This window comes from Erythrobacter sp. NE805 (assembly GCF_046452355.1).
GTDB lineage: Bacteria > Pseudomonadota > Alphaproteobacteria > Sphingomonadales > Sphingomonadaceae > Erythrobacter.
In genome coordinates this window covers 82,645-104,842 of record NZ_JBKFDI010000002.1, presented here as the reverse complement: position 1 = coordinate 104,842, position 22,198 = coordinate 82,645, and the positions used below count along the sequence as shown (strand labels likewise).

Annotated in this window: 24 protein-coding genes, 3 tRNA genes and 1 other RNA gene; 10 read left to right on the top strand and 18 right to left on the bottom strand. The window is 69.1% G+C overall.

Annotation, left to right across the window (positions count from 1 at the left end; all coding sequences use genetic code 11):
* Positions 1–84 precede the first annotated feature (84 nt).
* Positions 85–1,683, top strand: a complete 1,599-nt coding sequence (locus tag ACLBKU_RS08450) for an isocitrate lyase (RefSeq protein ID WP_410179113.1) — start codon at positions 85–87, stop codon at positions 1,681–1,683.
* A gap of 109 nt (positions 1,684–1,792) precedes the next feature.
* Positions 1,793–1,978, top strand: a complete 186-nt coding sequence (locus ACLBKU_RS08445; RefSeq protein WP_086735585.1) for a hypothetical protein — start codon at positions 1,793–1,795, stop codon at positions 1,976–1,978.
* A 102-nt stretch (positions 1,979–2,080) separates the two neighbouring features.
* Here ACLBKU_RS08445 and ACLBKU_RS08440 read toward each other — a convergent pair whose 3' ends face one another.
* From ACLBKU_RS08440 to efp, 4 genes are all read right to left on the bottom strand, one after another.
* Complete coding sequence (locus ACLBKU_RS08440; protein WP_410179112.1) at positions 2,081–3,397, bottom strand: amidohydrolase; 1,317 nt, start codon at positions 3,395–3,397, stop codon at positions 2,081–2,083.
* A gap of 84 nt (positions 3,398–3,481) precedes the next feature.
* Positions 3,482–3,566: transfer RNA gene (locus ACLBKU_RS08435), tRNA-Leu, on the bottom strand.
* A gap of 236 nt (positions 3,567–3,802) precedes the next feature.
* Positions 3,803–4,621 carry an inositol monophosphatase family protein gene (locus ACLBKU_RS08430; RefSeq protein ID WP_410179111.1) on the bottom strand — a complete coding sequence of 273 codons (819 nt, stop codon included), beginning with the start codon at positions 4,619–4,621 and terminating at the stop codon, positions 3,803–3,805.
* A gap of 9 nt (positions 4,622–4,630) precedes the next feature.
* Positions 4,631–5,194 carry an elongation factor P gene (gene efp, locus ACLBKU_RS08425; RefSeq protein ID WP_410179110.1) on the bottom strand — a complete coding sequence of 188 codons (564 nt, stop codon included), beginning with the start codon at positions 5,192–5,194 and terminating at the stop codon, positions 4,631–4,633.
* 169 nt (positions 5,195–5,363) lie between these two features.
* On the opposite strand from efp, the gene ACLBKU_RS08420 reads away from it, so the two are divergent.
* On the top strand, positions 5,364–5,801 hold the full coding sequence (locus ACLBKU_RS08420; protein ID WP_410179109.1) for an elongation factor P: 438 nt from the start codon (positions 5,364–5,366) through the stop codon (positions 5,799–5,801).
* Positions 5,802–5,810: 9 nt separating this feature from the next.
* Here the strand turns inward: ACLBKU_RS08420 and ACLBKU_RS08415 are convergent, their stop codons facing one another.
* On the bottom strand, positions 5,811–6,746 hold the full coding sequence (locus tag ACLBKU_RS08415; RefSeq protein WP_410179654.1) for an NAD(P)/FAD-dependent oxidoreductase: 936 nt from the start codon (positions 6,744–6,746) through the stop codon (positions 5,811–5,813).
* A 104-nt stretch (positions 6,747–6,850) separates the two neighbouring features.
* Positions 6,851–7,492: a thiamine phosphate synthase gene (gene thiE, locus ACLBKU_RS08410; RefSeq protein WP_410179108.1), complete on the bottom strand. Its 642-nt coding sequence runs from the start codon at positions 7,490–7,492 to the stop codon at positions 6,851–6,853.
* An 81-nt stretch (positions 7,493–7,573) separates the two neighbouring features.
* Between thiE and ACLBKU_RS08405 the strand changes: the two genes are divergently transcribed.
* Positions 7,574–7,975 carry a hypothetical protein gene (locus ACLBKU_RS08405; RefSeq protein ID WP_410179107.1) on the top strand — a complete coding sequence of 134 codons (402 nt, stop codon included), beginning with the start codon at positions 7,574–7,576 and terminating at the stop codon, positions 7,973–7,975.
* Between the two features lie 3 nt (positions 7,976–7,978).
* Here the strand turns inward: ACLBKU_RS08405 and ACLBKU_RS08400 are convergent, their stop codons facing one another.
* From ACLBKU_RS08400 to tkt, 6 genes are all read right to left on the bottom strand, one after another.
* Positions 7,979–8,863: a fructose bisphosphate aldolase gene (locus ACLBKU_RS08400; protein ID WP_410179106.1), complete on the bottom strand. Its 885-nt coding sequence runs from the start codon at positions 8,861–8,863 to the stop codon at positions 7,979–7,981.
* A 112-nt stretch (positions 8,864–8,975) separates the two neighbouring features.
* Positions 8,976–9,428: a PaaI family thioesterase gene (locus ACLBKU_RS08395; RefSeq protein WP_410179105.1), complete on the bottom strand. Its 453-nt coding sequence runs from the start codon at positions 9,426–9,428 to the stop codon at positions 8,976–8,978.
* Positions 9,425–9,871, bottom strand: a complete 447-nt coding sequence (locus tag ACLBKU_RS08390) for a DUF4440 domain-containing protein (RefSeq protein ID WP_410179104.1) — start codon at positions 9,869–9,871, stop codon at positions 9,425–9,427. The genes ACLBKU_RS08395 and ACLBKU_RS08390 overlap by 4 nt, the downstream gene beginning before the upstream one ends.
* A gap of 3 nt (positions 9,872–9,874) precedes the next feature.
* Positions 9,875–11,080 (bottom strand): phosphoglycerate kinase, encoded by a 1,206-nt coding sequence (locus ACLBKU_RS08385; RefSeq protein ID WP_410179103.1) that lies wholly within the window; start codon positions 11,078–11,080, stop codon positions 9,875–9,877.
* 136 nt (positions 11,081–11,216) lie between these two features.
* A complete protein-coding gene (gene gap / locus ACLBKU_RS08380) occupies positions 11,217–12,224 on the bottom strand; it encodes a type I glyceraldehyde-3-phosphate dehydrogenase (protein WP_410179102.1) in 1,008 nt (335 codons plus the stop codon).
* A gap of 15 nt (positions 12,225–12,239) precedes the next feature.
* Positions 12,240–14,237 carry a transketolase gene (tkt, locus tag ACLBKU_RS08375; RefSeq protein ID WP_410179653.1) on the bottom strand — a complete coding sequence of 666 codons (1,998 nt, stop codon included), beginning with the start codon at positions 14,235–14,237 and terminating at the stop codon, positions 12,240–12,242.
* A gap of 203 nt (positions 14,238–14,440) precedes the next feature.
* Between tkt and ACLBKU_RS08370 the strand changes: the two genes are divergently transcribed.
* The 5 genes from ACLBKU_RS08370 (at position 14,441) to ACLBKU_RS08350 (ending at position 16,359) form a co-directional block, all read left to right on the top strand.
* Positions 14,441–14,668 carry a hypothetical protein gene (locus ACLBKU_RS08370; protein ID WP_410179101.1) on the top strand — a complete coding sequence of 76 codons (228 nt, stop codon included), beginning with the start codon at positions 14,441–14,443 and terminating at the stop codon, positions 14,666–14,668.
* Entirely contained in the window at positions 14,665–15,135 is a 471-nt protein-coding gene (locus tag ACLBKU_RS08365) for a cell division protein ZapA (protein WP_410179100.1), read from the top strand. Before ACLBKU_RS08370 ends, ACLBKU_RS08365 begins: the two co-directional genes overlap by 4 nt.
* 11 nt (positions 15,136–15,146) lie before the next feature.
* Positions 15,147–15,316: non-coding RNA, 6S RNA (ssrS, locus tag ACLBKU_RS08360), on the top strand.
* Between the two features lie 226 nt (positions 15,317–15,542).
* Entirely contained in the window at positions 15,543–16,112 is a 570-nt protein-coding gene (locus tag ACLBKU_RS08355) for a 5-formyltetrahydrofolate cyclo-ligase (protein WP_410179099.1), read from the top strand.
* A 1-nt stretch (position 16,113) separates the two neighbouring features.
* A complete protein-coding gene (locus ACLBKU_RS08350) occupies positions 16,114–16,359 on the top strand; it encodes a DUF2842 domain-containing protein (protein ID WP_410179098.1) in 246 nt (81 codons plus the stop codon).
* Between the two features lie 46 nt (positions 16,360–16,405).
* On the opposite strand, the gene ACLBKU_RS08345 is transcribed toward ACLBKU_RS08350, so the two are convergent.
* From ACLBKU_RS08345 to thyA, 6 genes are all read right to left on the bottom strand, one after another.
* Positions 16,406–16,482: transfer RNA gene (locus ACLBKU_RS08345), tRNA-Asp, on the bottom strand.
* Positions 16,483–16,601: 119 nt separating this feature from the next.
* Positions 16,602–17,168 (bottom strand): YdeI/OmpD-associated family protein, encoded by a 567-nt coding sequence (locus tag ACLBKU_RS08340; RefSeq protein ID WP_410179097.1) that lies wholly within the window; start codon positions 17,166–17,168, stop codon positions 16,602–16,604.
* Positions 17,169–17,204: 36 nt separating this feature from the next.
* On the bottom strand, positions 17,205–18,569 hold the full coding sequence (locus ACLBKU_RS08335; protein ID WP_410179096.1) for a dihydrolipoamide acetyltransferase family protein: 1,365 nt from the start codon (positions 18,567–18,569) through the stop codon (positions 17,205–17,207).
* A gap of 8 nt (positions 18,570–18,577) precedes the next feature.
* The gene (locus tag ACLBKU_RS08330) at positions 18,578–19,633 is read right to left on the bottom strand and encodes an alpha-ketoacid dehydrogenase subunit beta (RefSeq protein WP_410179095.1); all 1,056 of its coding nucleotides are present in this window, start codon (positions 19,631–19,633) and stop codon (positions 18,578–18,580) included.
* Positions 19,630–20,925 carry a thiamine pyrophosphate-dependent enzyme gene (locus ACLBKU_RS08325; protein ID WP_410179094.1) on the bottom strand — a complete coding sequence of 432 codons (1,296 nt, stop codon included), beginning with the start codon at positions 20,923–20,925 and terminating at the stop codon, positions 19,630–19,632. The genes ACLBKU_RS08330 and ACLBKU_RS08325 overlap by 4 nt, the downstream gene beginning before the upstream one ends.
* 114 nt (positions 20,926–21,039) lie before the next feature.
* Positions 21,040–22,008, bottom strand: coding sequence for a thymidylate synthase (thyA, locus tag ACLBKU_RS08320; RefSeq protein WP_410179093.1), 969 nt, complete (start codon positions 22,006–22,008; stop codon positions 21,040–21,042).
* Positions 22,009–22,119: 111 nt separating this feature from the next.
* Here thyA and ACLBKU_RS08315 point away from each other — a divergent pair.
* A tRNA-Pro gene (locus ACLBKU_RS08315) sits at positions 22,120–22,196 on the top strand.
* Positions 22,197–22,198: the final 2 nt, after the last annotated feature.

The window sequence follows — 22,198 nt, the reverse complement described above, 5'->3', positions numbered from 1 at the left end:
TCGCAACACGCCACATCCGCCGCATCCAGTAGCGAGTCACGCAAGACCGGCTCGCCCCCTCCCCGGCTTGGACAGGAGAAGCCCATGACCTACCAGAACACCATCGCCCGGATGCGCGAGATCGTCACCGCGAATGGGCCGAGCTGGGCCGCGATCGATCCCGAGAGCGCCGCGCGCATGGCGATCCAGAATCGCTTCGCCACCGGCCTCGACATCGCCAAGTACACCGCCAAGATCATGCGCGCCGACATGGCCGCCTATGACGCCGACCCGGCGCAGTACACCCAGTCGCTCGGCTGCTGGCACGGCTTCATCGCGCAGCAGAAGCTGATCGCGATCAAGAAGCACTTCGGCTCGACCAAGCGCCGCTACCTCTACCTCTCGGGCTGGATGGTCGCCGCGCTGCGCAGCGAGTTCGGCCCCCTGCCCGACCAGTCGATGCACGAGAAGACCTCGGTGCCCGCGCTGATCGAGGAGCTCTACACCTTCCTCAAGCAGGCCGACGCCCGCGAACTCGGCATGATGTTCCGTGCCCTCGACGCCGCCCGCAAGGCCGGTGATGCGGTCGAAGCCAAGCGCCTCGAAAACGCCATCGACAACTACGAAACCCACGTCGTGCCGATCATCGCCGACATCGACGCAGGGTTCGGCAATGCCGAGGCGACCTACCTCCTCGCCAAGAAGATGATCGAGGCGGGCGCCTGCGCGCTCCAGATCGAGAACCAGGTTTCCGACGAGAAGCAGTGCGGCCACCAGGACGGCAAGGTCACCGTGCCGCACGAGGACTTCCTCCAGAAGATTCGCGCCTGCCGCCACGCCTTCCTCGAGATGGGCGTGGATGACGGGATCATCGTCGCCCGCACCGATTCGCTCGGCGCCGGACTCACCAAGCAGATCGCCTACTCGAAGGAGCCGGGCGACCTCGGCGACCAGTACAACGCCTTCCTCGATGCGGACGAGGTCGATCCGGCCAACATCACCAACGGCCAGGTCTTCATCAGCCGCGACGGCAAGCTGCTCGCCCCCAAGCGCCTGCCCTCGAACCTCTACCAGTTCCGCCCCGGCACCGGGGAGGACCGTGTGGTGCTCGACTGCATCACCTCGCTCCAGAACGGCGCCGACCTCCTGTGGATCGAGACCGAGAAGCCCCACGTCGAGCAGATCGCCGGCATGGTCGACCGCATCCGCGAAGTCGTGCCGAACGCCAAGCTCGTCTACAACAACTCGCCGAGCTTCAACTGGACGCTGAACTTCCGCCAGCAGGTGTTCGACGCCTGGGAGAAGGCGGGCAAGGACGTGTCGGCCTATGACCGCAGCCGTCTGATGAGCGTCGACTACGACGGCACCGCGCTCTCGGACGAGGCCGACGAGAAGATCCGCACCTTCCAGCGCGACGCCTCGGCCCGCGCGGGGATCTTCCACCACCTCATCACCCTGCCGACCTACCACACCGCGGCGCTCTCGACCGACAATCTCGCCCGCGAGTATTTCGGAGAGGCGGGCATGCTCGGCTACGTCAAGAACGTGCAGCGCGAGGAAATCCGCCAGGGGATCGCCTGCGTGAAGCACCAGAACATGTCGGGTTCGGACATCGGCGACGACCACAAGGAATACTTCGCGGGTGAAGCCGCCCTGAAGGCGGGCGGCGTCCACAACACGATGAACCAGTTCGAGGCGGCCTAAGCCTCGCAGGGGTGGGAGAGAATCCCGGGAGGACCGGACAATCCGGCCTTCCGGGATGCCCCAAAGCCGCCTAAGGACCGAAGGGTGAAATCACCCAGCGGAGAGTGACATGACCGACACCGATACCCCCAAGACCGAGCCCGCCCGCGCCCGCGCGCTGCTCTCGACCGCCGACATGAAGCTGCTGCGCCGCGCGCTCGAGAGCCATGCGCGCAACACCGAGGACCGCGAAGAGCTGGCCAAGATCAACGCGCTCCACCACCGCCTCGGCACCTACGTGCCTTCGGGCGAATAAGCCGCTTCAACAGTTCTCCTGGGGAGGAGAAACGGCCGCCGGAACGCCCCGCAAGGGCCTGTTCCGGCGGCCGAATTTTCTTCCGGGCCGCGCGTGTGCGGATTACCTTTTCTTCGTCATGATCCCCAGCGTCGCCGCCGTCATCGCCTCGGTGGCGGTCGCGATCACCACCGGGGCGTCGGGCGCCCAGAAGGGCGAATGCAGCGAGGGCAGCTGGACCTCGCCCTTCTGCGCGCGGTCCCATTGCTCCTTCGGCACCCCGCCGACCCAGAAGATCAGCGACTGCACGTTGGCCTTGTCGGCGCGGTAGAACTGGCTGAAGTCCTCGCCGCCCATCACGCTCGGCACCTCGCTGACACGCTCGCCGAACCGTGCCTTGAGCCCGGTCGCCACTTCTTCCGTGAAGGCGGGGGTGTTGTAGGTCGCGGGCGTATAGGGCTCCTGCACCTTCACCACCGGCATCTTGTCCTCGGGCAGGCCCGCGGCGATCGCCTCGCCCCGCGCGATCCGCGCGATCCCGTCGAGGAGGCGCTGGCGGGTCTCGTCGCTGTAGCTCCTGACGGTGATCTGGAGCCGCGCCTCGTCGGGAATGATGTTGTGTTTCGAGCCGGCCTGAAAGCTTCCAACCGTCACCACTGCCGGATCGTTGGGGTTCTGCTCGCGGCTCACCAGCGTCTGCAGCCGCATGACGATGCTCGCAGCGATCACCACCGGGTCCTTCGTGGTGTGCGGATAGGCGCCGTGGCCGCCGATCCCCGGGACCGTCACGTCGACGCTGTCGACATTGGCGAGCGCGTAGCCCTTGGTATAGCCGATCTGACCCGCCGGAAACTGCGCAGCGTCATGAAAGGCAAGGACATAATCGGGCTTGGGAAAGCGCGCGAAAAGCCCATCGTCGAGCATCGCCTTGGCGCCCTGCCCGATCTCCTCGGCAGGCTGGAGGATCATCACCAGCGTGCCCGACCACTCGCTCTTGCGCGCCGCGAGGAGCTGGGCAGTGCCGATCCAGGCGGTCATGTGGGTATCGTGCCCGCAGGCGTGCATCACCCCGGTCTCGGTGCCGTTCTGCGCCACCGCCCGCTTGGTCGAGGCGAAGGGGAGTCCGGTCTGCTCGATCACCGGCAGACCGTCCATGTCGGCGCGCAGCATGACCACCGGGCCGGGGCCGTTCTTCATGACCGCGACGACGCCGGTCTTGCCCACGCCTTCCGTCACCTCGAAGCCCAGCGCGCGGGCGCGGGCGGCGAGCTTTTTGGCGGTTTCAACCTCCTGAAAAGACAGCTCGGGATTGGCGTGGAGGTCCTTGTAGAGCGCGACCAGCTGCGGCAGGTCCGCGGCCACCGCATCGCGCAGATCGTCCGCCCGCGCGGGGCTCGCCGCGAGGGCGAGCAGGCTCGCAGCACCGAGAAGTAGGGTCATTCGCATCCGATCCGTCTCCCAATTCGGAAGACCGACAGTGGCACAGGCGGCGGGGCGATGGGAAGGGGTTTGCGGTCCCGGCGGTGGTGCCCCTGGCCAGACTCGAACTGGCACGGATTTCTCCAACCGATTTTGAGTCGGTCGCGTCTACCAATTCCACCACAGGGGCACGCGGAGCGGTCGGGTGGCTGTTAGCGGGCACGGGCGAGGCTGGCAATGTTTCTGCTGTGCAGAGCTTCGCTTCCCCGTGAAACACTGCAAAAACGGGGGGTGTGGCGGGGGTGTAAGGGGGGCCTGGAGGGGGCGTGGAGGGGGTCTAGGTCGATCTGGAGCGGGTCGAGCCCGAGCCTGCTGACCCTTCAAGTCCCTCCCCGTCCGGAACGGATGGGGAGGAACCCGGAACCGTCAGCGCAGCGCCCCGGCGAGCAACTTGTGGAGCTTCGAGTGCAGCGCGTCGTTCGCGGCGAGCACCTGGTCCGAATGGATCGCCTCGCTCCGCCCGCGGAAGTCGGAGACGAAACCGCCTGCCTCGCGCACCAGCAGGCAGCCGGCGGCGGTGTCCCAGTCGGAGAGGCCGCTCTCCCAGAAGCCGTCGAAGCGCCCTTGTGCCACATAAGCGAGGTCGAGCGAGGCGGCACCGAAGCGGCGGATGCCGGCGACCTCGGGGCCGATCGCGCCGAAGATCCGGCTCCATTCGGCAAAGTCGCCGTGGCCGAAGAAGGGGATCCCGGTCGCGACCAGCGCGTCCGAGAGCCGCGAGCGGGCCGAGACCCTGAGGCGCGCGTCGTGGAGCCACGCGCCGCGCGACTTCTCGGCCCAGAAGGTCTGGTCGGTGATCGGCTGGTAGACCACGCCCGCGACCACATCGCCCCAGCCCTTGCCGTCAGGGCGCGGCTCCTGCGCCGCGATGCTGATCGCGAAGTGCGGGATGCCGTGGAGGAAGTTGCTGGTGCCATCGAGCGGATCGACGATCCACCGGGGCATCCCCGGATCGCCCTCGATCACGCCTGCCTCTTCCATCACGAAGCCCCAGCCCGGACGGGCCGCGAGCAGTTCGTCATAGAGCGTGCGCTCGGCGCGCATGTCGGCCTTGCTGACGAAATCGGCCGGGCCCTTGCGGCTGACCTGCAAGTGCTCGACTTCGCCAAAATCGCGGCGCAGACGCCCGCCCGCCTTGCGTGCGGCGCGCTCCATGACGCGGATGAGGCCGGAAATAGCTGCCATGACGTGTCCTCAGCCGGCCTTGCCGACGTAGGCCTGCTCGTAGACGTCGACGACGATCCGGGTGCCGCTCTCGATGTGCGGCGGGACCATGATGCGCACGCCGTTGTCGAGGATCGCGGGCTTGTAGCTCGACGAGGCGGTCTGCCCCTTCACAACGGCGTCGGCCTCGACAATCGTCGCCTCGATCTGCGCGGGCAGCTCGACCGAGATCGGCTTCTCGTCCCACAGTTCGAGCATCACCTGCATCCCGTCCTGCAGGAAGGGACGCGCGTCGCCGAGGAGATCGCTCGGGAGGTTGATCTGCTCGTAAGTGTCCTGGTCCATGAAGACGAGCTGGTCGCCGTCCTCGTAGAGGAACTGGAAGTCCTTGGTGTCGAGGCGCACCCGCTCGACCGTGTCGGCGCTGCGGAAGCGCACGTTGGTCTTGCGGCCGTCCTGCAGGTTCTTCATCTCGACCTGCATGTAGGCCCCGCCCTTGCCCGGCTGGGTGTGCTGGATCTTGGCGACCTTCCAGATGCCGCCTTCGTATTCGAGAATGTTGCCGGGGCGAATGTCGACGCCGCTGATCTTCATGGGGCTGTGGGCCTTCTTCGAGGGTGGAAAGAGCGGGGGGCGGTCGGCCGGGAAGGCGCCGCGCCCGGAATGATGCGCGCCCATAGCCGACACGGCCCCGCGCGGCAAGCCGCGCGAAAAGAGGGTTAAGGCCATGGCCTCGCGCCATCCGCGCTGGTAGGAGGCGGGCATGAGAACCCGCTACGTGCTCCTCCTCGTCGCCGGTGCTGCGGCGCTTGCCGCGGTCGGTCCCGGCGGCGCGCGCGGCCAGACCGCCGCCACCAATCGCGACGCCTCGCGCCCGCGGCCGAGCTCGGGCCCGCCGACCGGCGGGGTGCTCGGGATCCTCGAGCACGGCCAGTGGCAATGCGCGCTCCCCGGCGATGCGGGCGGCGCGGCCTTCGTCGAGGTGCCCGAGGAGGCCTTCCTCATCAGCACCGCCTCGAGCTACCGCAGCCCCGGCGGCGGGCGCGGCATCTACCTCTTGCGCGGCACCGAGGTGGTCTTCACCCGCGGCCCCAAGAAGGACCAGCGCTTCCGGGTGCGCGGCGAGAACACGCTCCAGAAGCTCAACCCCGACGGGACCGACAGCAAGCTGATCTGCACCCGGGTCGGGAACATCGGCTGAGCGCGCGCTTCAGTCTTTCGCCGCTTCCGGGTCCTCGCCGAGCACCGCCTCCACCGTCGCGCCGTCCTGCTCGCGCAGCCAGTTGTGCGCCCGCGTCGCGGCGATCGCGCCGTGGCCCATCGCGACGCTGATCTGGTCGAGCCCCTCGACGAGGTCGCCGGCGGCGTAGAGCCCGGGGATGGCGGTGCCGAAGGACGCGTTGTCCGGCGCCTTGCCGTCCTCGGTGAGCGCGAGCCCGAGCATCCGCGCCAGATCGCTGCGCGGGCGCGCGCCGAGCGCGGGGTAGAGCACGTCGAAGACCAGCGGCTCGGCGCGGCCCTCGCAATGCAGGCGGATGTCCTGCGCGGTCGGCTCGAAGCGGGTCACGGCATGGTCGAGCACGTGGACGCCCGCGCGCTCGAGGTCGCCCTGTTCCTCGTCGGTGAGCGCGACATCGCGGCGGGGCAGCAGGGTAACGTCGCCCGAATAGGTGCGCAGGAACAGCGCCTCGGCCGCCCCCGAGACGTCGCAGCCGAGCACGGCGATGCGCTCGTCCCGGTGCTCGAAGCCGTCGCAGATCGGGCAGTAGCGCAGCACCCCCGCATCGACCGCAGCCTGGTGCACGTTTTCGGGCAGCTGGGGCCGGTTGTGCCGCACCCCGGTCGCGAGGATCACCGCGCGCGCAGTGTGGGTGACCCCCGCCGCGTCGGTGAGGCGGAACGCCCCGCCCTCGCGCGCCGCTTCGACGACCCGCGCCTCGCGAAGGGTCGCGCCATATCCCTCCGCATGGCGGGTCATGCGCGCGAGGAGCTCGGGGCCGGCGATCCCGCCGTCGTGGCCGGGCACGTTGCGGGTCAGCGGGATCTGGCCTGCGCGCGCCGCGCCGTCGTGGAGGACCAGCGTGGCGCGCCGGAACCGCGTGGCATAGAGCGCCGCGGTGAGCCCGGCCGGCCCGGCGCCGACGATGATGATGTCGTGGATCGCGCGTCTCCCGCGAAGGCTGTGGGACGCCGTGCATCCCCCCTCGCGCTGCGCGGCGCCCTATCCGAGGTTGGCGGCCGCCACGGGTGTCACCCCCGCATCGCTCGCGCAAAGGCCTCGATCGCCGCGACCTCGTCCCCGCCCCACACGGCGTGGCTGACGGCGAGGAAGTCCGCGCCCGCCTCGACCAGCGGCCGGCAGTTCTCGGGGGTGATGCCGCCGATCGCGACGCAGGGGATCTCGAAGAGCTGGGTCCACCAGCTGAGGAGTTCCGGCAGCGGGCGCTCGGCATCCGGGCCCTTGTCCTTGGTCGCAGAAGGGAAGAAGGCCCCGAAGGCGACGTAGTCCGCCCCCGCCTCGCCCGCCTCCATCGCGAGGTGGCGGCTGGCGTGGCAGGTGACGCCGATCTGCGCCTCGCGCCCCAGTGCCGCGCGCGCCTCCTTCGGCGAGCCGTCGTCCTGGCCGAGGTGCACCCCGTCGGCCTGTAAGCGCTTCGCCAGCGCGACCGAATCGTTGACGATGAAGGCGACATCGTGCGCCGCGCAGATCGCCTGGAGCGGCGCGGCGAGGCGCGCGGCCTCGTGCTGGTCGACGTTCTTCACCCGGAACTGGAAGGCGGTGACGAGGTCGCCGTGCCGCCGCGCCCCCGCCGCGAGCGCGCGCTCGAGCCGCCCGGGGAAGTCGCCGCCGACGTCGAGGGGCGAGATGAGATAGAGCTGGGTCTGGGTCATGGGGGCTTGTCGCTAGAGCCTCGGGCGCGCGCTGTCACCTGTTCAGGCGGGATGCAGGCGGCGGGCGGCTAAAGCGGGGGCATGACCAGAGCCACCCGCCTCCTCGCCCCCGCCCTCCTCGCCGCCGTCCTCACGGCCTGCACGATCATCCCCGATGCGCCGATGCCCGAAAGCCTCCCCGCCCCGCCCGCGAGCCCCGTCGCGCTCGGGCAGGCGGTGCAGGTCGGCGCGGTGGTCGCGACGCCGATGGAGGTGGTCGAGGACAGCCGCTGCCCGGCCAATGCGCGCTGCATCTGGGCGGGCCGGCTGGTGGTGCGCACCCGCATCGACGGCGCGGGCTGGCGCGAGACGGGCGACCTTGCCCTCGGCGAGCCCTTCGCGGTCCGCGGGGTGACGCTCGCACTGACCTCGGGCAATCCCGCCCCGACCACCGACGCCAAGCCCGCGCCGTCGGAATACCGGTTCACGTTCGAGGCGAGGTAGCCCTCAGACGCTCGCGCTGGCGATCTGGTCGATCGCCTTGCCGAGCACCGCGTTGAACTCCTCGTCGGACTGCTGCTTGCGCAGGTCCTGGAGCAGCCCGCGGCTGAAGCTCGCGATCATGCCGGGGTTCCGGCTGAGCCGCGCGCAGGCCTCGTCGGTCGAAAAGCCGCCCGAGAGCGCGACGACGCGCAGCACCTTGGGGTGGCTCACCAGCGGCGCGTAGAGGCCGTCCGTGGCGGGAATCGAGAGCTTGAGCATGACCTGCTGGCCTTCCGGCAGGGCGCCCAAATGCTTCACGATCTCGGCGAGCAGGATCGCCTCGCCCTCGGCGCGGTCGGCGGCGGTGATGTCGTATTCGGGCTCGATGATCGGCATGAGGCCGGCGGCGATGATCTGCTGGCCGACCTCGAACTGCTGCGCGACGATCGCGGCGATTCCCGCCGGGTTCGCGGCCTTGATCACCGAGCGCATCTTGGTGCCGAACATCCCCGCCGCGACCGACTTTGCGAGCAGGGCCGCGAGCTTCACCATCGGCTTCATCAGCTGCACCCCGTCGGCCTCGTCGGCGAGACCCTCGTCGACCTTGATGAAGGGCACGATCCCGCGCGCCTTGAGCGCATCACCGGTCGAGACGCCGTCGACCATCCCATCCATCGTCTTCTCGAACAGGATCGCGCCGATCACCTTGCCGCTGGCAAAGCACGGCGCGGTGATGACGCGGGCGCGCATCGCGTGGATCTGCGCGAACATCTCCTCGTCGCCCGACCACTCGGAATCGTCCACCCCGTAGCCCCGCAGCGCTTTGGGTGTCGAGCCGCCCGACTGGTCGAGCGCGGCGATGAACCCCTGTCCGGTGGCGATGCGGGTCGTCATGTCCTGGGTGTTCATCGTGGCTGTCTCCAATGGCTTTGAGCGGATCTCTTCCCTCTATGCATAGGTATGCAAAGAGGCTCGGAGCGGGCCTTAGCGAGGCCTTGCGGATGCTGCAACCGCGAAGAAATCAGCGCCGCGAAAGACGCCGGATGATGCCCGTGAAACTCAGCGCAGGCTTGCCGTCGCCGGTGACGAGGCCGCGCACGAAGATCGTCTTGCCGCCGCCGCGCGTGACCTCGCCGCGTGCCTCGACCCGCGCGCCCGAGCTGATCGCGCCGAGGAAGTCGCCCGACAGGTTGAGCGTCACCGCGTGATCGCCATTGAGCTCGTCGGTGGCGATCGCGAAGAGCGCGAAGTCGGCGAAGGTCAGCATGCAGCCGCCGTGCATGAAGCCGCCGCCGTTCATGTGGCGGTCCTCGGCGCGGAAGGCGGCGACATAGCTGCCGTCCTCCTCGCGGCGGTAGAAGAACGGGCCCGAGCGGGTCTCGAAGGGATCGCCCTGCCAGTAGCGCCACCCGGCGAACTCGCCCTCCTCGAGCTCGGAGAGCAGCCCGTAGCTGGTCTCGACCATCTCGCTCATCGGCGCTTGCCTCCCTTGTGCCACAGCTGGAGCCGCTGGATCGCGCCCGCGCGGCGCTCGTCGGGATCGAGCACCGCGATCGCGCGCTCGGCGAGCTTGTGCTTGCTGCCCCAGCTCCCCTTCTTCCACAGGTCGCTGACGAGGAACTGCCCCGCCCACTCCTCGCGGCCGAGGGTCAGCTTCAATTCGGCCGCCGCCACGAACCATGCCGAGTTGCCGTGGGTGCGCACCAGCACCTCGCGGAAGGTGAAGCTGCGGCAGGCGAAGCCCGCGGCCATCGCGGCGAGGAAACTCGGGCGGTCGAGCAGCTGCGGCGGGCGGGTGCCGACCATGCACATGAAGTCGCGCTTGGTGAGCTTCTTCATCGTCTTCTCGTCGGCCGCCACCCAGGCGCGCATCGCCGAGAGCGCCAGCGCCTCGATTTCGGCTTCGCTCGCCGCCACGCGTCAGGCCTCGAGCGCTGCGACGCCGGGGAGAACCCGGCCTTCCATCCATTCGAGGAAGGCGCCGCCCGCGGTCGAGATATAGGTGAAGTCCTGGCTGGCCCCGGCGTGGGCGAGCGCCGCGACGGTGTCGCCGCCGCCCGCCACGCTGATGAGCGAGCCCTCGAGCGTCAGCGCTGCCGCGGTGCGCGCAAGGGCGACGGTGGCGGCATCGAAGGGCTCGGTCTCGAAGGCACCGAGCGGGCCGTTCCACACCAGCGTGCGACAGGTCTTGAGCACGTCGGCGAGCGCCTCGACTGCTGTCGGCCCGAGGTCGAGTATCATCTCGTCCTCGGCGACCTCGTGGACGTTGCAGACCCGCAAGGAGGCAGGGTTGGCGGCGAATTCCTTGGCGACCACCACGTCATAGGGCAGGTGCACGGTGCAGCCCTGCGCGTCGGCCTCGTCCATGATCCGCGCGACGGTCGGCGCAAGATCGTGTTCGCACAGGCTCTTGCCGACATTCACGCCCCGCGCGGCGAGGAAGGTGTTGGCCATGCCCCCGCCGATGATGAGGTGCTGCACCTTGCCCACGAGGTTCTCGAGCACCGCGAGCTTGGTCGAGACCTTGGCCCCGCCGACCACCGCAGCCACCGGCGTCTCCGGCGCACCGAGGGCCGCGTCCAATGCCTTGAGCTCCGCCTCCATCGATCGGCCCGCATAGGCGGGGAGGAAGTGCGCCAGCCCCTCGGTGGTCGCATGGGCGCGGTGCGCGGCGCTGAAGGCGTCGTTGACGTAAAGCGTGCCGTGCGCGGCGATCGCCTGGGCGAGGTTGGGATCGTTCGCCTCCTCGCCCGGCCAGAAGCGGGTGTTGTCGAGAAGGCCGATGTCTCCGCTGCGCAGGATGGAGCTCACCGCCTGGTCGACGACGGGGCCCGCGATCTCGGGGATGAACATCACCTCGCGTCCGAGCACCTTCTCGACGTCGCCCACCACCATGCTGGTCGAGAGCTGCGAGGAACGCTGCCCGCCCGGACGGCCGAAATGCGCGAGCAGCAGCACCTTCGCGCCGCGCCCTGCGAGTTCGAGGATCGTGGGCTTCACCGCCTCGACGCGGGTCACGTCGGTCGCCGAGCCGTCTTTCATCGGCAGGTTGAGGTCGACGCGGACGAGCGCGACCTCGCCGGTGAGATCGGCGGGGAGATCATCGAGGGTCTTGAACTTGGGCATGGCTCACTCCGTTGACCCCCTCCCGCCAGCGGGAGGGGCAGCGAGACTTGCCAGCGTGCTGGCTAGTCGCAGCGGGGTGGGCAGGCGGCGCAGGCCCACCCCCGGCCCCTCCCGCGAGCGGGAGGGGGGGATCGGCTTACAGGAACTTCGCCACCACCCCGGCGGTGTCGATCATGCGGTTCGAGAAGCCCCACTCGTTGTCGTACCAGCTGACGACGCGGGCGAGCTTGCCTTCCATGACCGAGGTCTCGAGGCTGTCGACCGTCGAGGAGGCCGGGTAGTGGTTGAAGTCCGAGCTGACGAGCGGCTGGTCGGTGTAGTCGAGCACGCCCTTCATCGGGCCGTCGGCCGCGGCCTTGAGCGCAGCGTTGATCTCTTCTGCGGTGGTGTCGCGCGAGGGGACGAAGACGAGGTCGACCATCGAGACGTTCGGGGTCGGCACGCGCACCGAGGAGCCGTCGAGCTTGCCCTTCAGTTCGGGGAGCACGAGGCCGACCGCGCGCGCGGCGCCGGTGGTGGTGGGGATCATGTTCTGCGCACCGGCGCGGGCGCGGCGCAGGTCCGAATGGATCTGGTCGAGCATGCGCTGGTCGTTGGTGTAGGAGTGAATCGTGGTCATGAAGCCGCGCTCGATCCCGATCGCGTCGTTGAGCACCTTGGCGACCGGCGCGAGGCAGTTGGTGGTGCACGATGCGTTGGAAATGATCACGTCCTCGGCGGTCAGCGTCTCGTGGTTGACGCCGTAGACGATGGTCTTGGAGACACCGGTCGCGGGCGCCGAGATGACGACGCGCTTGGCCCCGGCGGCGAGGTGCGGGCGGCTCGCTTCGTCCGACTGGAAGAAGCCGGTGCATTCGAGCACGATGTCGACGCCCATCGCGGCGTGCGGCAGGTTGGCGGGGTCCCGCTCCTTGGTCACGGCGATGCGCTTGCCATTGACGATGATCGCATCGCCATCGGCAGTCACTTCGCCGCCGAAGCGCCCGTGGACCGAATCGAAGGCGAACAGCAGCGCATTGGCCTTGGCATCGGCGAGGTCGTTGATCGAGACGAGCTCGAAGTCGTGGTCGGTGCGCTCGAGGATGGCGCGGGCGACGAGGCGGCCGATGCGGCCGAAGCCGTTGATGGCGACTTTGGTAGCCATGAGAGGTACTCCTGCTTATGCGTTCAACTTGTTCAGGATTTGCGGGACGATTGCCGCCGCGGTGAAGCCGAAATGGGCAAACAGGTCTTCCGCCGGAGCGGAGGCGCCGAAGGTGTCGAGGCCGATGTTGATACCGGAGCGGCCGGTGTATCGTTCCCACCCCAGCGTCGAACCCGCCTCGATCGAGACGATCAGCGCGTCGGCGGGGAGGAGGTCGGCCTTGTAACCCTCGGGCTGGGCGTCGAAGAGATCGGTGCAGGGCATCGAGACGACGTCGGCGCCGATCCCCTGCGCCTCGAGCGCCGCGGCGCATTCGACCGCGAGTGCGACTTCCGAGCCGGTGGCGACCAGCACGACCTTGCGCGCGGCTCCGGCGGCCCGCAGGCGGTAGCCGCCCTTCGCACAGCGGTTGGCCGCGGCCGTCCACTCCGCGTCCCCCTCGCCGCGCAGCTGCGGCAGGTTCTGGCGGGTCAGCGCCAGCACGGAAGGGGTCTCCGGCGTCGACAGCGCCATCGCCCAGCACTCCGCCGTCTCGATCACATCGGCCGGGCGGTAGACGTTGAGGTTGGGGATCAGGCGCAGGCTCATCACCTGCTCGACCGGCTGGTGGGTCGGCCCGTCCTCGCCGAGGCCGATGGAGTCATGGGTCAGCACATAAACCACGCCGACCTGCTGGAGCGCCGAGAGGCGGATCGCGTTGCGGCAGTAGTCGGAGAAGATCAGGAAGGTGCCGCCATAGGGCACGATCCCGCCGTGCAGCGCCATGCCGTTCATCGCCGCGGCCATGCCGAATTCGCGGATGCCGTAATAGACGTAGCGCCCGGAATAGTCCTCGGCGGTCATCGGCAGGGTCGAAGGCGTCTTGGTGTTGTTCGAGCCCGTCAGGTCCGCCGAACCGCCGACCAGCTGCGGGATCGCCGCGGTAAGCGGGCCCAGCGCCAGCTCCGAGGCCTTGCGCGTCGCGACCTTCTGCGGCGCGGCGGCGAGGCCGCGGATATGCCCCTCGATCGCGGCGGGGACGAGGTCGCTTACGCCCGCCATCTGCGCAAAGAAGGCCGCGCGCTTGTCCGACGCCTCGAGCCGCCCGGCCCAGGCGCCATGCGCCGCGCGGCCCGGCTCTCCCGCCATGTGCCAGTCGGCGAGGATCTCGCTGGGAACCACGAAGGGCTCGTGCGACCACCCCAGCGCCTCGCGCGCCGCGGCGACTTCGGCCGCCCCGAGCGCCGCACCGTGCACGCCGCTGGTGCCTTGCTTGTTGGGCGCGCCCTTGCCGATCAGCGTGCGGCAGGCGACCAGCGAGGGGCGCGGATCGGCCTTGGCCTCCGCCAGCGCCCGGTCGATGTCGGCGAAGTCGTGCCCGTCGCATGTCGTCACGTGCCACCCGGTCGCGATGTAGCGCGCCTTGATGTCCTCGGAGGAGGAGAGGTCGGTCGCCCCGTCGATGGTGATGCGGTTGTCGTCCCACAGCACGTTGAGCCGCCCGAGCTTGAGGTGCCCGGCGAGCCCGATCGCCTCGTGGTTGATCCCCTCCATGAGGCAGCCATCTCCCGCGATCACCCAGGTGCGGTGATCGACCAGCGCGTCGCCGTAAACAGCGTTGAGATGCCGCTCGGCCATCGCCATGCCGACCGCCATCGCGAGGCCCTGCCCGAGCGGGCCGGTGGTGCACTCGACGCCCGGAATGAGGAAGTTCTCGGGGTGGCCTGCACAGGGGCTGCCGAGCTTGCGGAAGCCCTTGATGTCATCGATCGTCGGCGAGGCGTAGCCGGCGAGATGGAGCAGGCTGTAGATCAGCATCGAGCCGTGGCCTGCCGAAAGCACGAAGCGGTCGCGGTCGGCCCAGTCGGGCGCGCTCGGATCGAACTTGAGGTGCTGCGTGAACAGCACCGTGGCGACGTCGGCCATGCCCATCGGCATCCCCGGGTGCCCCGAATTGGCCGCCTCGACGGCGTCCATCGAAAGCGCGCGGATCGCGTTGGCCATCGGCTTGAGGCGGGCGGGCTCGAGGCTCATCGGCATGGGGTCTCCTGCTGGGGCGACGGCGCTCGGGAGAGCGATTCGACCCTGCGTTGCGGTCGCGCCGTGCCATTGCCGAGCCAAGGGGGGAGGTCAACCTCGCGCGCGCAACTCGTCGTGCGGGCGGCTGGCGCGACTTATCAACAGCCCCGCCCAAGGCTTTGCGCGCGCATCCTTCTGTTGGTAATTACCGGGGCATCATGACCGCCGACCGCATCGCATCCGCGCTGGCCCGCATCGAGAGCGCGATGGTGCGCATCGACGCCGCCCGCGAGGCCGGCGGCGGCTCGCGCGAGGGCCGGGCGGGTGGCGGCTCGGGCAAGGTGGTCGAGCTGGTCAACGTCCACGAGCGCCTGCGCGAACAGGTCGCGGAAAGCCTGCGCGAGCTCGACGAGCTGCTCGAACAGCTGGAAGCGCACGAGGGATGAGCACCGTCACGCTTTCGATCGGGCCGAAGAGCTACACGATCGCCTGTGCCGACGGGCAGGAGGCGCATATCCGCGCACTCGGCGCGATGATCGCCGAGAAGTATGCGCAGCTCGGGCAGGCGCGCGCGCCGCTCGAGGCGCAGAACCTGCTCTTCGCCGCGCTGTTCATGGCCGACGAGCTCGACCAGGCGAGGAAGCAGCTCGCCGAACTCGGCCCGCCCGACACCTCGGAGCTCGACGCGTTGCGCGCGCGGGTCGCCGGGTTGGAAGCAGAGCTCGCGGTCGCCCGCGAGGCCGCCGCGCGCCCTGCCCCGGCGCCCGCTCCACCCACGCCGCAGTTCGACCTGTTCGGCGGGCCGCCGGCGGCCGCTCCGGCGGACGAGGACCTCGCTGCGCGCCTCGAAGCCCTAGCCGCGCGCGCCGAGGCGAGCGCCGCCGCGCTTGAAGCGGCTGCCGCGAGCGCCTAGATTGCCAGGCGGCGGGACTGCCCGGCACGAGCCGATTGAATATCCCTGAGGCTATAAGCAATCCATGGGAGTTGTCCCTGCCCCTGTCTGCCGGTTCGTCCGGGAGGCTCGGGTACACGGCGCCCACCTGACGTTAGGCGTCAGAGGATTTCGAGTGCAAACGACCCATGGTGGTTCCGCCACTTTCTTTTTTGGCCTCAAGCGCCGGCGCGCGCATTCGCGCGCTTGGCTTCCCTCCGGGGACCCGGCCCTTGCAGGGCCACCCCTGCGGACGCGCGTTCGCGCTTGCGGGCCTGCGGCCCGTGATGATTCTCCCCTTCAGGGGAGGGGGACCACCGAAGGTGGTTGAGGGGCGAGCCGACCCATCGGCCTTGCCCCCTCATGTCGCGAGGTCTACCCCTGCCGCGATGACCAAGGACGAACTCCGCAAAGAACTCCGCGCGCGGCGGAAGGCGCATGTGCAGGCGCTCCCAGACAACCTGCGGGCCCTCATGTTCCACCGCCCGCCCGCGCCGCTGCTTGCGCGCATCCCGCAGGAGGCGGTCGTCGGCCTCTACCACGCCGGGCCCTTCGAGGCGCCCGCGGCGGCCTATGCGCGCTTCTTCCGCGATGCGGGGCATGCGCTCGCCCTGCCCTATTTCGCCTCGCGCGAAGCGCCGATGGAGTTCCGCCACCACTCCGATCCCTATGCGCAGGACGACCTCGAGGTCGGCCCCTTCGGCATCCTTCAGCCTGCCGCCGAGGCCGCGCCGGAGGTGCCCGACATCCTGTTCGTACCCCTCGTCGGCTTCACGGCAGACGGCGCGCGGCTGGGGCAAGGCGGCGGGCATTACGACCGCTGGCTTGCGGAACATCGGCCCCAGCTGGCCGTTGGCCTCGCATGGGACGCGCAGCTCTGCGAGGCGCTCCCGAGCGAACCCCACGACGTCCCGCTCGACGCGGTCGTCACCCCAACCCGGATCTACGGAAGCCTCTAGAATGCGCGAGACCCCCACCTGGCGGATCCCCTTCGGCATCGTCGGCCTGTTCCTGGCGCTGATGGTCTACGGCGCGGTGATCGCGCGCTACGCGCCCTCGATCATCGGCAGCTGGTCCGGGGGCGCGCAGACCGTGGTCTACCTCGTCCTCGGCCTCGTCTGGCTGCTGCCCCTGAAGCGCTTCCTGATCTGGATGGAAACCGGCCGCTGGAGCGCGCCTGCGCCGGACAGCAAAAAGGCGGACTGAGCGCCCGCCTTCGTTTGGCCTTGAAGGCCGTCCCTCTATGAACAAGTGGCGCGAGTGACGGGGCTCGAACCCGCGACCTCCGGCGTGACAGGCCGGCGCTCTAACCGACTGAGCTACACCCGCGCATCTTGTCCTCTCGAGCGTTCCGGCGATGCCGTCCCGCTCGTGGAGCAGCGCCATTAGGACCGGGGCGAAGGGCTGTCAACGGCCCAATCGGCAAAAAATGGAAGGGCGATGACAGGTCAGCAGTTCTCGTATTTCCAGTTGCGCTTCCGGCCTTCGGACAGCCACTCCACCGCCTGCGCGATGCGCTTGTCGCGGGTCTCGTCGCGCTTGGCCTCGGCGATCCATTCGACATATTCGCGGCGATGCGAGGGGGCGAAGGCGTCGAAGGCCGCGCGCGCCGCCGGAGCGGCATCGAGCGCCGCGGCGAAGGCGGACGGGACGGGCAGCTCGGGCTTGGGTGCGCGCTTCGGCCGCGGCGTCCCGAGCGCTGCCGCGCCCGCCTGGAAGCGCGCGATCAACTCGGCATCGGGCGGAAGGTCGGCGAGGGTCGTAAGCCGGCCGAGCGCGCCCATCCCCTCGCCGCTGCGCTCCTCGTGATGGATCACCACCGCGGCATGGCCCTTGAAGGCGGCCAGGCCGACGACATTCTTCCCGCCGACCATGAGGTGCGGCATGCCCCACTTGATGGTCTCCTCGGCGCCGGGAAGCGCGCGGTGCGCCAGCGCGCGCGCGTGTTCGAGGATCGGCCGGGCGAAGGGCGCGGCCCTCGCGATGTAGTCGTCGACGCGCGGGTCTCGGGTCATGTCGGCTCCCCTTCCTTGAGGCCGACCCTACCCCAATCAGTCGACCAGCAGAAGCGCCGGCGTCTCGATCAGCTTCTTCACCGCCTGGATGAAGCTCGCCGCGTCATGCCCGTCGACGACGCGGTGGTCGCAGGAGATCGAGATGTTCATGAGCTTGCGCTTGGCGATGCGCTCGCCTCCCATCCCGTCGGGCACGAACATCGGGCGCTCGACGATGCGATTGGGGCCGATGATCGCCACCTCCGGCCGGTTGATGACCGGGGTGGTGGCGACCCCGCCGAGGGGCCCCAGCGAGGTGACGGTGAGGGTCGAGCCCGAGAGCTCCTCCGACGTCGCCTTGCCGTTCCGCGCGGCATCGGCGAGGCGGCCGATCTCGCGGGCGAGCTGCCACAGGTTCTTTCCCTGCGCATCGCGAATCACCGGGACCATCAGGCCGCTATCCGTCTGCGCCGCCATGCCGAGGTGCACGCTGCCGTGGCGGGTGACGACATTCGCCTCGTCGTCGTAGCGCGCGTTGATCATCGGGAAGGCGGGAATGGTCTTGCAGATCGCGGTGATCAGCAGCGGCAGCATGGTGAGCTTCGGCCGCTCCCCGCGCCCCGCGTTGAGCTGCGCGCGGAGGGTCTCGAGGTCGGTGACGTCGCACTCCTCGACATAGGTGAAGTGCGGGATGTGGCGCTTGGCGGCCGCCATGTTCTGGGCAATGCGCTTGCGGAGGCCGATCACCTTGATCGCCTCGTCGCCGCGCGCCTTGCCCGCCGCGCCGAACCCGCCGTTGTAGGCGAGGAAGGCGTCGAGGTCGGCGTGGCGCACGCGCCCGTCGGCGGCAGGCTTCACCTGTGCAAGGTCGATGCCCAGATCGCGCGCGCGCTGGCGCACGGCGGGGCTGGCCAGAACCTTGGCACCCGCTTCCGTTCGCCCTGAGCTTGTCGCAGGGCTGCCCTTCTCTTCTGGTGCCCCGCCGGAAGAGGAAGACAGTGCTTCGACAGGCTCAGCACGAACGGCGGTTGTTTCAACCAGCGCTGCCGCATCATCCGCATCGCCCGCGTCGGAGGTTTCGACCTCGATCCGCTCGGCCACGTCGGCGGGCACCGGCGCGTCGGACACCTCCTCCTCGACCTGCTCGGCGGCCGCCTCGGCTTCCGCCTCGGAGACTTCTCCGTCGGTCTCGATCACCAGCAGCATCGCGCCGATCGCGATGGTGTCGCCCGCCTCACCCGCGAGCTGCGTCACCACGCCCGCGACCGGGCTCTCGATGTCGATCGTCGCCTTGTCGGTCATCACGTCGACCAGGTGCTGGTCCTCCTCGACGCGGTCGCCGACCTTGACGTGCCATTCGACGACCTCCGCCTCGGCGACGCCCTCGCCCACGTCGGGCATGTTGAATGTGAACCTGGCCATAGTCGCGGTCAGTCCTTCAGAAGCTTGTCGATCGCCTCGCCGATGCGGACCGGGCCGGGGAAATAGGCCCATTCGAGGCTGTGGGGATAGGGCGTGTCGAAGCCGGTAACCCGTTCGACGGGGGCTTCGAGGTGGTAGAAACAGCGTTCGGTGACGAGCGCCGAGAGCTCCGCGCCGAAGCCCGAGGTGCGGGTCGCCTCGTGGACGATCAGGCAGCGCCCGGTCTTCTCCACCGAGGCCTCGATCGCCGTGATGTCGAGCGGCACGAGGGTGCGCAGGTCGAGGATCTCGGCATCGACCCCCTTGGCGGTGCAGACCGCCTCGGCGACGTGGACCATCGTGCCGTAGGCGAGCACGGTCAGCGCCTCGCCCTCGCGCACGGTGCGCGCCTTCCCCAGCGGGATGCGGTAGTACCCCTCGGGCACCACGCTGTCGGGGTGCTTTTTCCACGGCTCGACCGGCTTGTCGTAGTAGCCCGAGAAAGGCCCGTTGTAGATGCGCTTGGGCTCGAAGAAGATGACGGGGTCGTTGTCCTCGATCGCGGCGATCAGCAGGCCCTTGGCGTCGTGCGGCGTGCTCGGGATGACCGTCTTGAGGCCCGCAACGTGGGTGAACAGCGCCTCGGGGCTCTGGCTGTGGGTCTGGCCGCCGAAGATCCCCCCGCCGAAGGGCGAGCGCACGGTCAGCGGCGCGATGTAGTCGCCCGCCGAGCGGTAGCGCAGCCGCGCCGCCTCGCTGATGAGCTGATCGAGGCCGGGGTAGATATAGTCGGCGAACTGGATCTCCGGCACGGGGCGCAGGCCATAGGCCCCCATCCCCACCGCCACGCCGATGATCCCGCATTCGGAAATCGGCGTGTCGAAGACGCGGCTCTTGCCGTATTTCGCCTGGAGCCCTGCGGTGGCGCGGAACACGCCGCCGAAATAGCCCACGTCCTCGCCCATGATGATGACGTCGGGGTCGCGCCCGAGCATGATGTCGAGCGCCTCGTTGATCGCCTCGATCATGTTGAGGCGGCGCTCTTCGAGCACGGCTTCGCCCACGGAAGGAAGGGTCTCGCTCATCCGAAGGGCCTTTCGGTGCCGAACTTGGCGATGCGCTCGCGGATGGCCTGTTCGGCCTGTTCCTTGAGGTGCCAGGGCAGCTCCTCGTAGACGTCCTCGAACATGGTGTGGAACGGGTGGTGGAGGCCGTGGCCGAGGATGCCGTTCTTCTCCGCCTCTTTGGTGGTCGCCTTGACGCGCTCGGCGCAATCGAGGTCCATCGCGCTCTGGCGCTCCTCGTCCCATTCGCCGATCGCGATCAGGTGGTTCTTCAGGCGGTTGATGGGATCGCCGAGCGGCCACTCCTCGCGCTCCTGCGCCGAGCGGTAGCCCGAGGGGTCGTCCGAGGTCGAGTGCCCCTCGGCGCGGTAGGTGAAGTATTCGATGAGGGTCGGCCCGTGATTGCCGCGCGCACGGTTCGCGGCCCATTCGGCGGCCGCATAGCAGGCGAGCGCGTCGTTGCCGTCGACCCTCAGCGCCGCGATCCCGTAGCCGAGCCCGCGCGCCGCGAAGGTGGTGCGCTCGGCCCCGGCGAACCCGCTGAAGCTCGAGATCGCCCACTGGTTGTTGACCACGTTGAGGATCACGGGCGCGTTGTAGACCGCCGCGAAGGTGCAGGCCGAATGGAAGTCGCCCTCGGCGGTCGAGCCCTCGCCCACCCAGGTCGCCGCGATCCGGCTGTCCCCCTTGATCGCGGAGGCCATCGCCCAGCCCACCGCCTGCGGGCACTGGGTCGCGAGGTTGCCCGAGATCGAGAAGAAGGCGTGCTCGCGGCTCGAATACATGATCGGCAGCTGGCGGCCCTTCAGCTTGTCGGCCTTGTTCGAGTAGATCTGGTTGATCATCTCGATCAGCGGATAGCCGCGCGCGATCAGGATGCCCTGCTGGCGGTAGGAGGGGAAGATCATGTCGTCATGCGCGAGCGCCATCGCCGGCGCGATCGAGGTCGCCTCCTCGCCGGTGCACTTCATGTAGAAGCTGGTCTTGCCCTGGCGCTGACCGCGGAACATGCGCTCGTCGAAGGCGCGCACCAGCGCCATGTGGCCGAGCATCTGGCGCAGCGTGTCGGGGGCGAGGCGCGGGTTCCAGGGGCCGTGGGCGTGGTTATCTTCGCCGAGCACCCGCACGAGGCCGTAGGCGAGCCCGGTCATCGCGCCCGGATGGGCGCTCTCGTCCGGGCGCGGCTGGTCGCCGGGCCGGCCGATGTCGATATGCGAGAAGTCGGCCGTGTCACCGGGGCGGTATTTCGGCTCGGGCACGTGCAGCGCGAGGCGCGCACGGTTGCTGTCGGACGGTGCCCTCGGATCGGCCATGGTGTCGCGCTCTCCCGTGCTCGCAGGGCCGCGAACAGCGGGTGCGATCATTGCTTGTATACGTATTTTTATTTCACCGCCGGGGAGCGGTCAAGCACATGAGCGGGATTGCCGTCACACCGCAACGGGCGCGCTGATCGGGGGCAACGGAGCGTAATCATGCACCACGAAATCCTCGATCGCGTAGCCGAAAATTGTTTCGGGCCGCCGCGTGATCTCGAGCCGGGGATGGCCCTGCGGCTGACGGGCGAGCTGTTCCTCGATGAGGTGCGCGTGGTTCAGGTAGAGGTGCACGTCGCCGCCCATCCAGACGAGCTCTCCGGGCTGCATGTCGACCTGCTGCGCGATCATCGCGGTGAGCAGTGCCGCCGACCACAGGTTGAACGGCAGGCCGAGCGCGATGTCGCAGCTCCGCTGGTAGAGGAGGCAGGAGAGCCGCGCCTCGGCCCCCTCCCCCGCAACGTGGAACTGGTAGGTCTTGTGGCAGGGCGGCAAGGCCATGCGGTCGAGCTCCGCGACGTTCCAGCCCTCGATGATGTGGCGGCGGCTGCCGGGGGAGGTGCGCAGGCTCTCGATAACCTGCGCAACCTGGTTCACCCCCTCGCCCCGCTCGTAAAGCCCGTCGGGGCGATAGCGGTAGGTCGGCCAGTCGACCCATTGCTTGCCGTAGACCGGGCCGAGGTCGCCCCAGCGCTGCGCGAAACCCTCGTCCTCGGCGATTCGCCGAACGAAGTCCTCGAGCGCGATGTCCTCGCCGGTTTCGCGGACATAACGGGCGTGCGGCCACTCGTTCCAGATCTTGACCCCCTGGAGCACCAGCGGGCGGATATTGGTCTCGCCGGTCAGGAACCACAGCAGCTCGCGGGTCGCGGTCTTCCAGTAGACGCGCTTGGTGGTGAGCAGCGGCATCGCGCCCCCGCCGAGGTCGAAACGCAGCATCGCCCCGGCGAGCGAGCGCGTGCCCACCCCGGTGCGGTCGATGCGCTCGCTGCCGGTCTCCCAGACCTGCCGCATGAGGTCGAGATATTGCTGCTCGGGATGCGGGTTTGCCTCGGGGGAAAGGGGAATCGCTGCGCTCGCCATGCCCGCGACCATAGCGCGCATTTGTGCGCTTGCCACCATGCCCATCCGCACCTATAGGGCGCGCCTTGCCTCGATCCGCGGGGGCTTTTCGACCCGCGGAGCCGACACGGTCGGGGAGTAGCTCAGCCTGGTAGAGCACTGTCTTCGGGAGGCAGGGGCCGGAGGTTCGAATCCTCTCTCCCCGACCAAT

Excerpts from the sequence above, each read along its gene's own strand:
- gap (WP_410179102.1), bottom strand. The coding sequence starts at position 12,224 with ATGGCTACCAAAGTCGCCATCAACGGCTTCGGCCGCATCGGCCGCCTC.
- ACLBKU_RS08385 (WP_410179103.1), bottom strand. The coding sequence starts at position 11,080 with ATGCCCAAGTTCAAGACCCTCGATGATCTCCCCGCCGATCTCACCGGC.
- ACLBKU_RS08450 (WP_410179113.1), top strand. The coding sequence starts at position 85 with ATGACCTACCAGAACACCATCGCCCGGATGCGCGAGATCGTCACCGCG.
- thyA (WP_410179093.1), bottom strand. The coding sequence starts at position 22,008 with ATGGCGAGCGCAGCGATTCCCCTTTCCCCCGAGGCAAACCCGCATCCC.
- efp (WP_410179110.1), bottom strand. The coding sequence starts at position 5,194 with ATGAAGATCAGCGGCGTCGACATTCGCCCCGGCAACATTCTCGAATAC.
- ACLBKU_RS08430 (WP_410179111.1), bottom strand. The coding sequence starts at position 4,621 with ATGGCAGCTATTTCCGGCCTCATCCGCGTCATGGAGCGCGCCGCACGC.
- ACLBKU_RS08335 (WP_410179096.1), bottom strand. The coding sequence starts at position 18,569 with ATGGCCAGGTTCACATTCAACATGCCCGACGTGGGCGAGGGCGTCGCC.
- ACLBKU_RS08330 (WP_410179095.1), bottom strand. The coding sequence starts at position 19,633 with ATGAGCGAGACCCTTCCTTCCGTGGGCGAAGCCGTGCTCGAAGAGCGC.
- ACLBKU_RS08355 (WP_410179099.1), top strand. The coding sequence starts at position 15,543 with ATGACCAAGGACGAACTCCGCAAAGAACTCCGCGCGCGGCGGAAGGCG.
- ACLBKU_RS08395 (WP_410179105.1), bottom strand. The coding sequence starts at position 9,428 with ATGAGCGAGATGGTCGAGACCAGCTACGGGCTGCTCTCCGAGCTCGAG.
- ACLBKU_RS08420 (WP_410179109.1), top strand. The coding sequence starts at position 5,364 with ATGAGAACCCGCTACGTGCTCCTCCTCGTCGCCGGTGCTGCGGCGCTT.
- ACLBKU_RS08440 (WP_410179112.1), bottom strand. The coding sequence starts at position 3,397 with ATGACCCTACTTCTCGGTGCTGCGAGCCTGCTCGCCCTCGCGGCGAGC.
- ACLBKU_RS08445 (WP_086735585.1), top strand. The coding sequence starts at position 1,793 with ATGACCGACACCGATACCCCCAAGACCGAGCCCGCCCGCGCCCGCGCG.
- thiE (WP_410179108.1), bottom strand. The coding sequence starts at position 7,492 with ATGACCCAGACCCAGCTCTATCTCATCTCGCCCCTCGACGTCGGCGGC.
- ACLBKU_RS08350 (WP_410179098.1), top strand. The coding sequence starts at position 16,114 with ATGCGCGAGACCCCCACCTGGCGGATCCCCTTCGGCATCGTCGGCCTG.
- ACLBKU_RS08370 (WP_410179101.1), top strand. The coding sequence starts at position 14,441 with ATGACCGCCGACCGCATCGCATCCGCGCTGGCCCGCATCGAGAGCGCG.
- ACLBKU_RS08340 (WP_410179097.1), bottom strand. The coding sequence starts at position 17,168 with ATGACCCGAGACCCGCGCGTCGACGACTACATCGCGAGGGCCGCGCCC.
- ACLBKU_RS08325 (WP_410179094.1), bottom strand. The coding sequence starts at position 20,925 with ATGGCCGATCCGAGGGCACCGTCCGACAGCAACCGTGCGCGCCTCGCG.
- tkt (WP_410179653.1), bottom strand. The coding sequence starts at position 14,237 with ATGAGCCTCGAGCCCGCCCGCCTCAAGCCGATGGCCAACGCGATCCGC.
- ACLBKU_RS08405 (WP_410179107.1), top strand. The coding sequence starts at position 7,574 with ATGACCAGAGCCACCCGCCTCCTCGCCCCCGCCCTCCTCGCCGCCGTC.
- ACLBKU_RS08400 (WP_410179106.1), bottom strand. The coding sequence starts at position 8,863 with ATGAACACCCAGGACATGACGACCCGCATCGCCACCGGACAGGGGTTC.
- ACLBKU_RS08365 (WP_410179100.1), top strand. The coding sequence starts at position 14,665 with ATGAGCACCGTCACGCTTTCGATCGGGCCGAAGAGCTACACGATCGCC.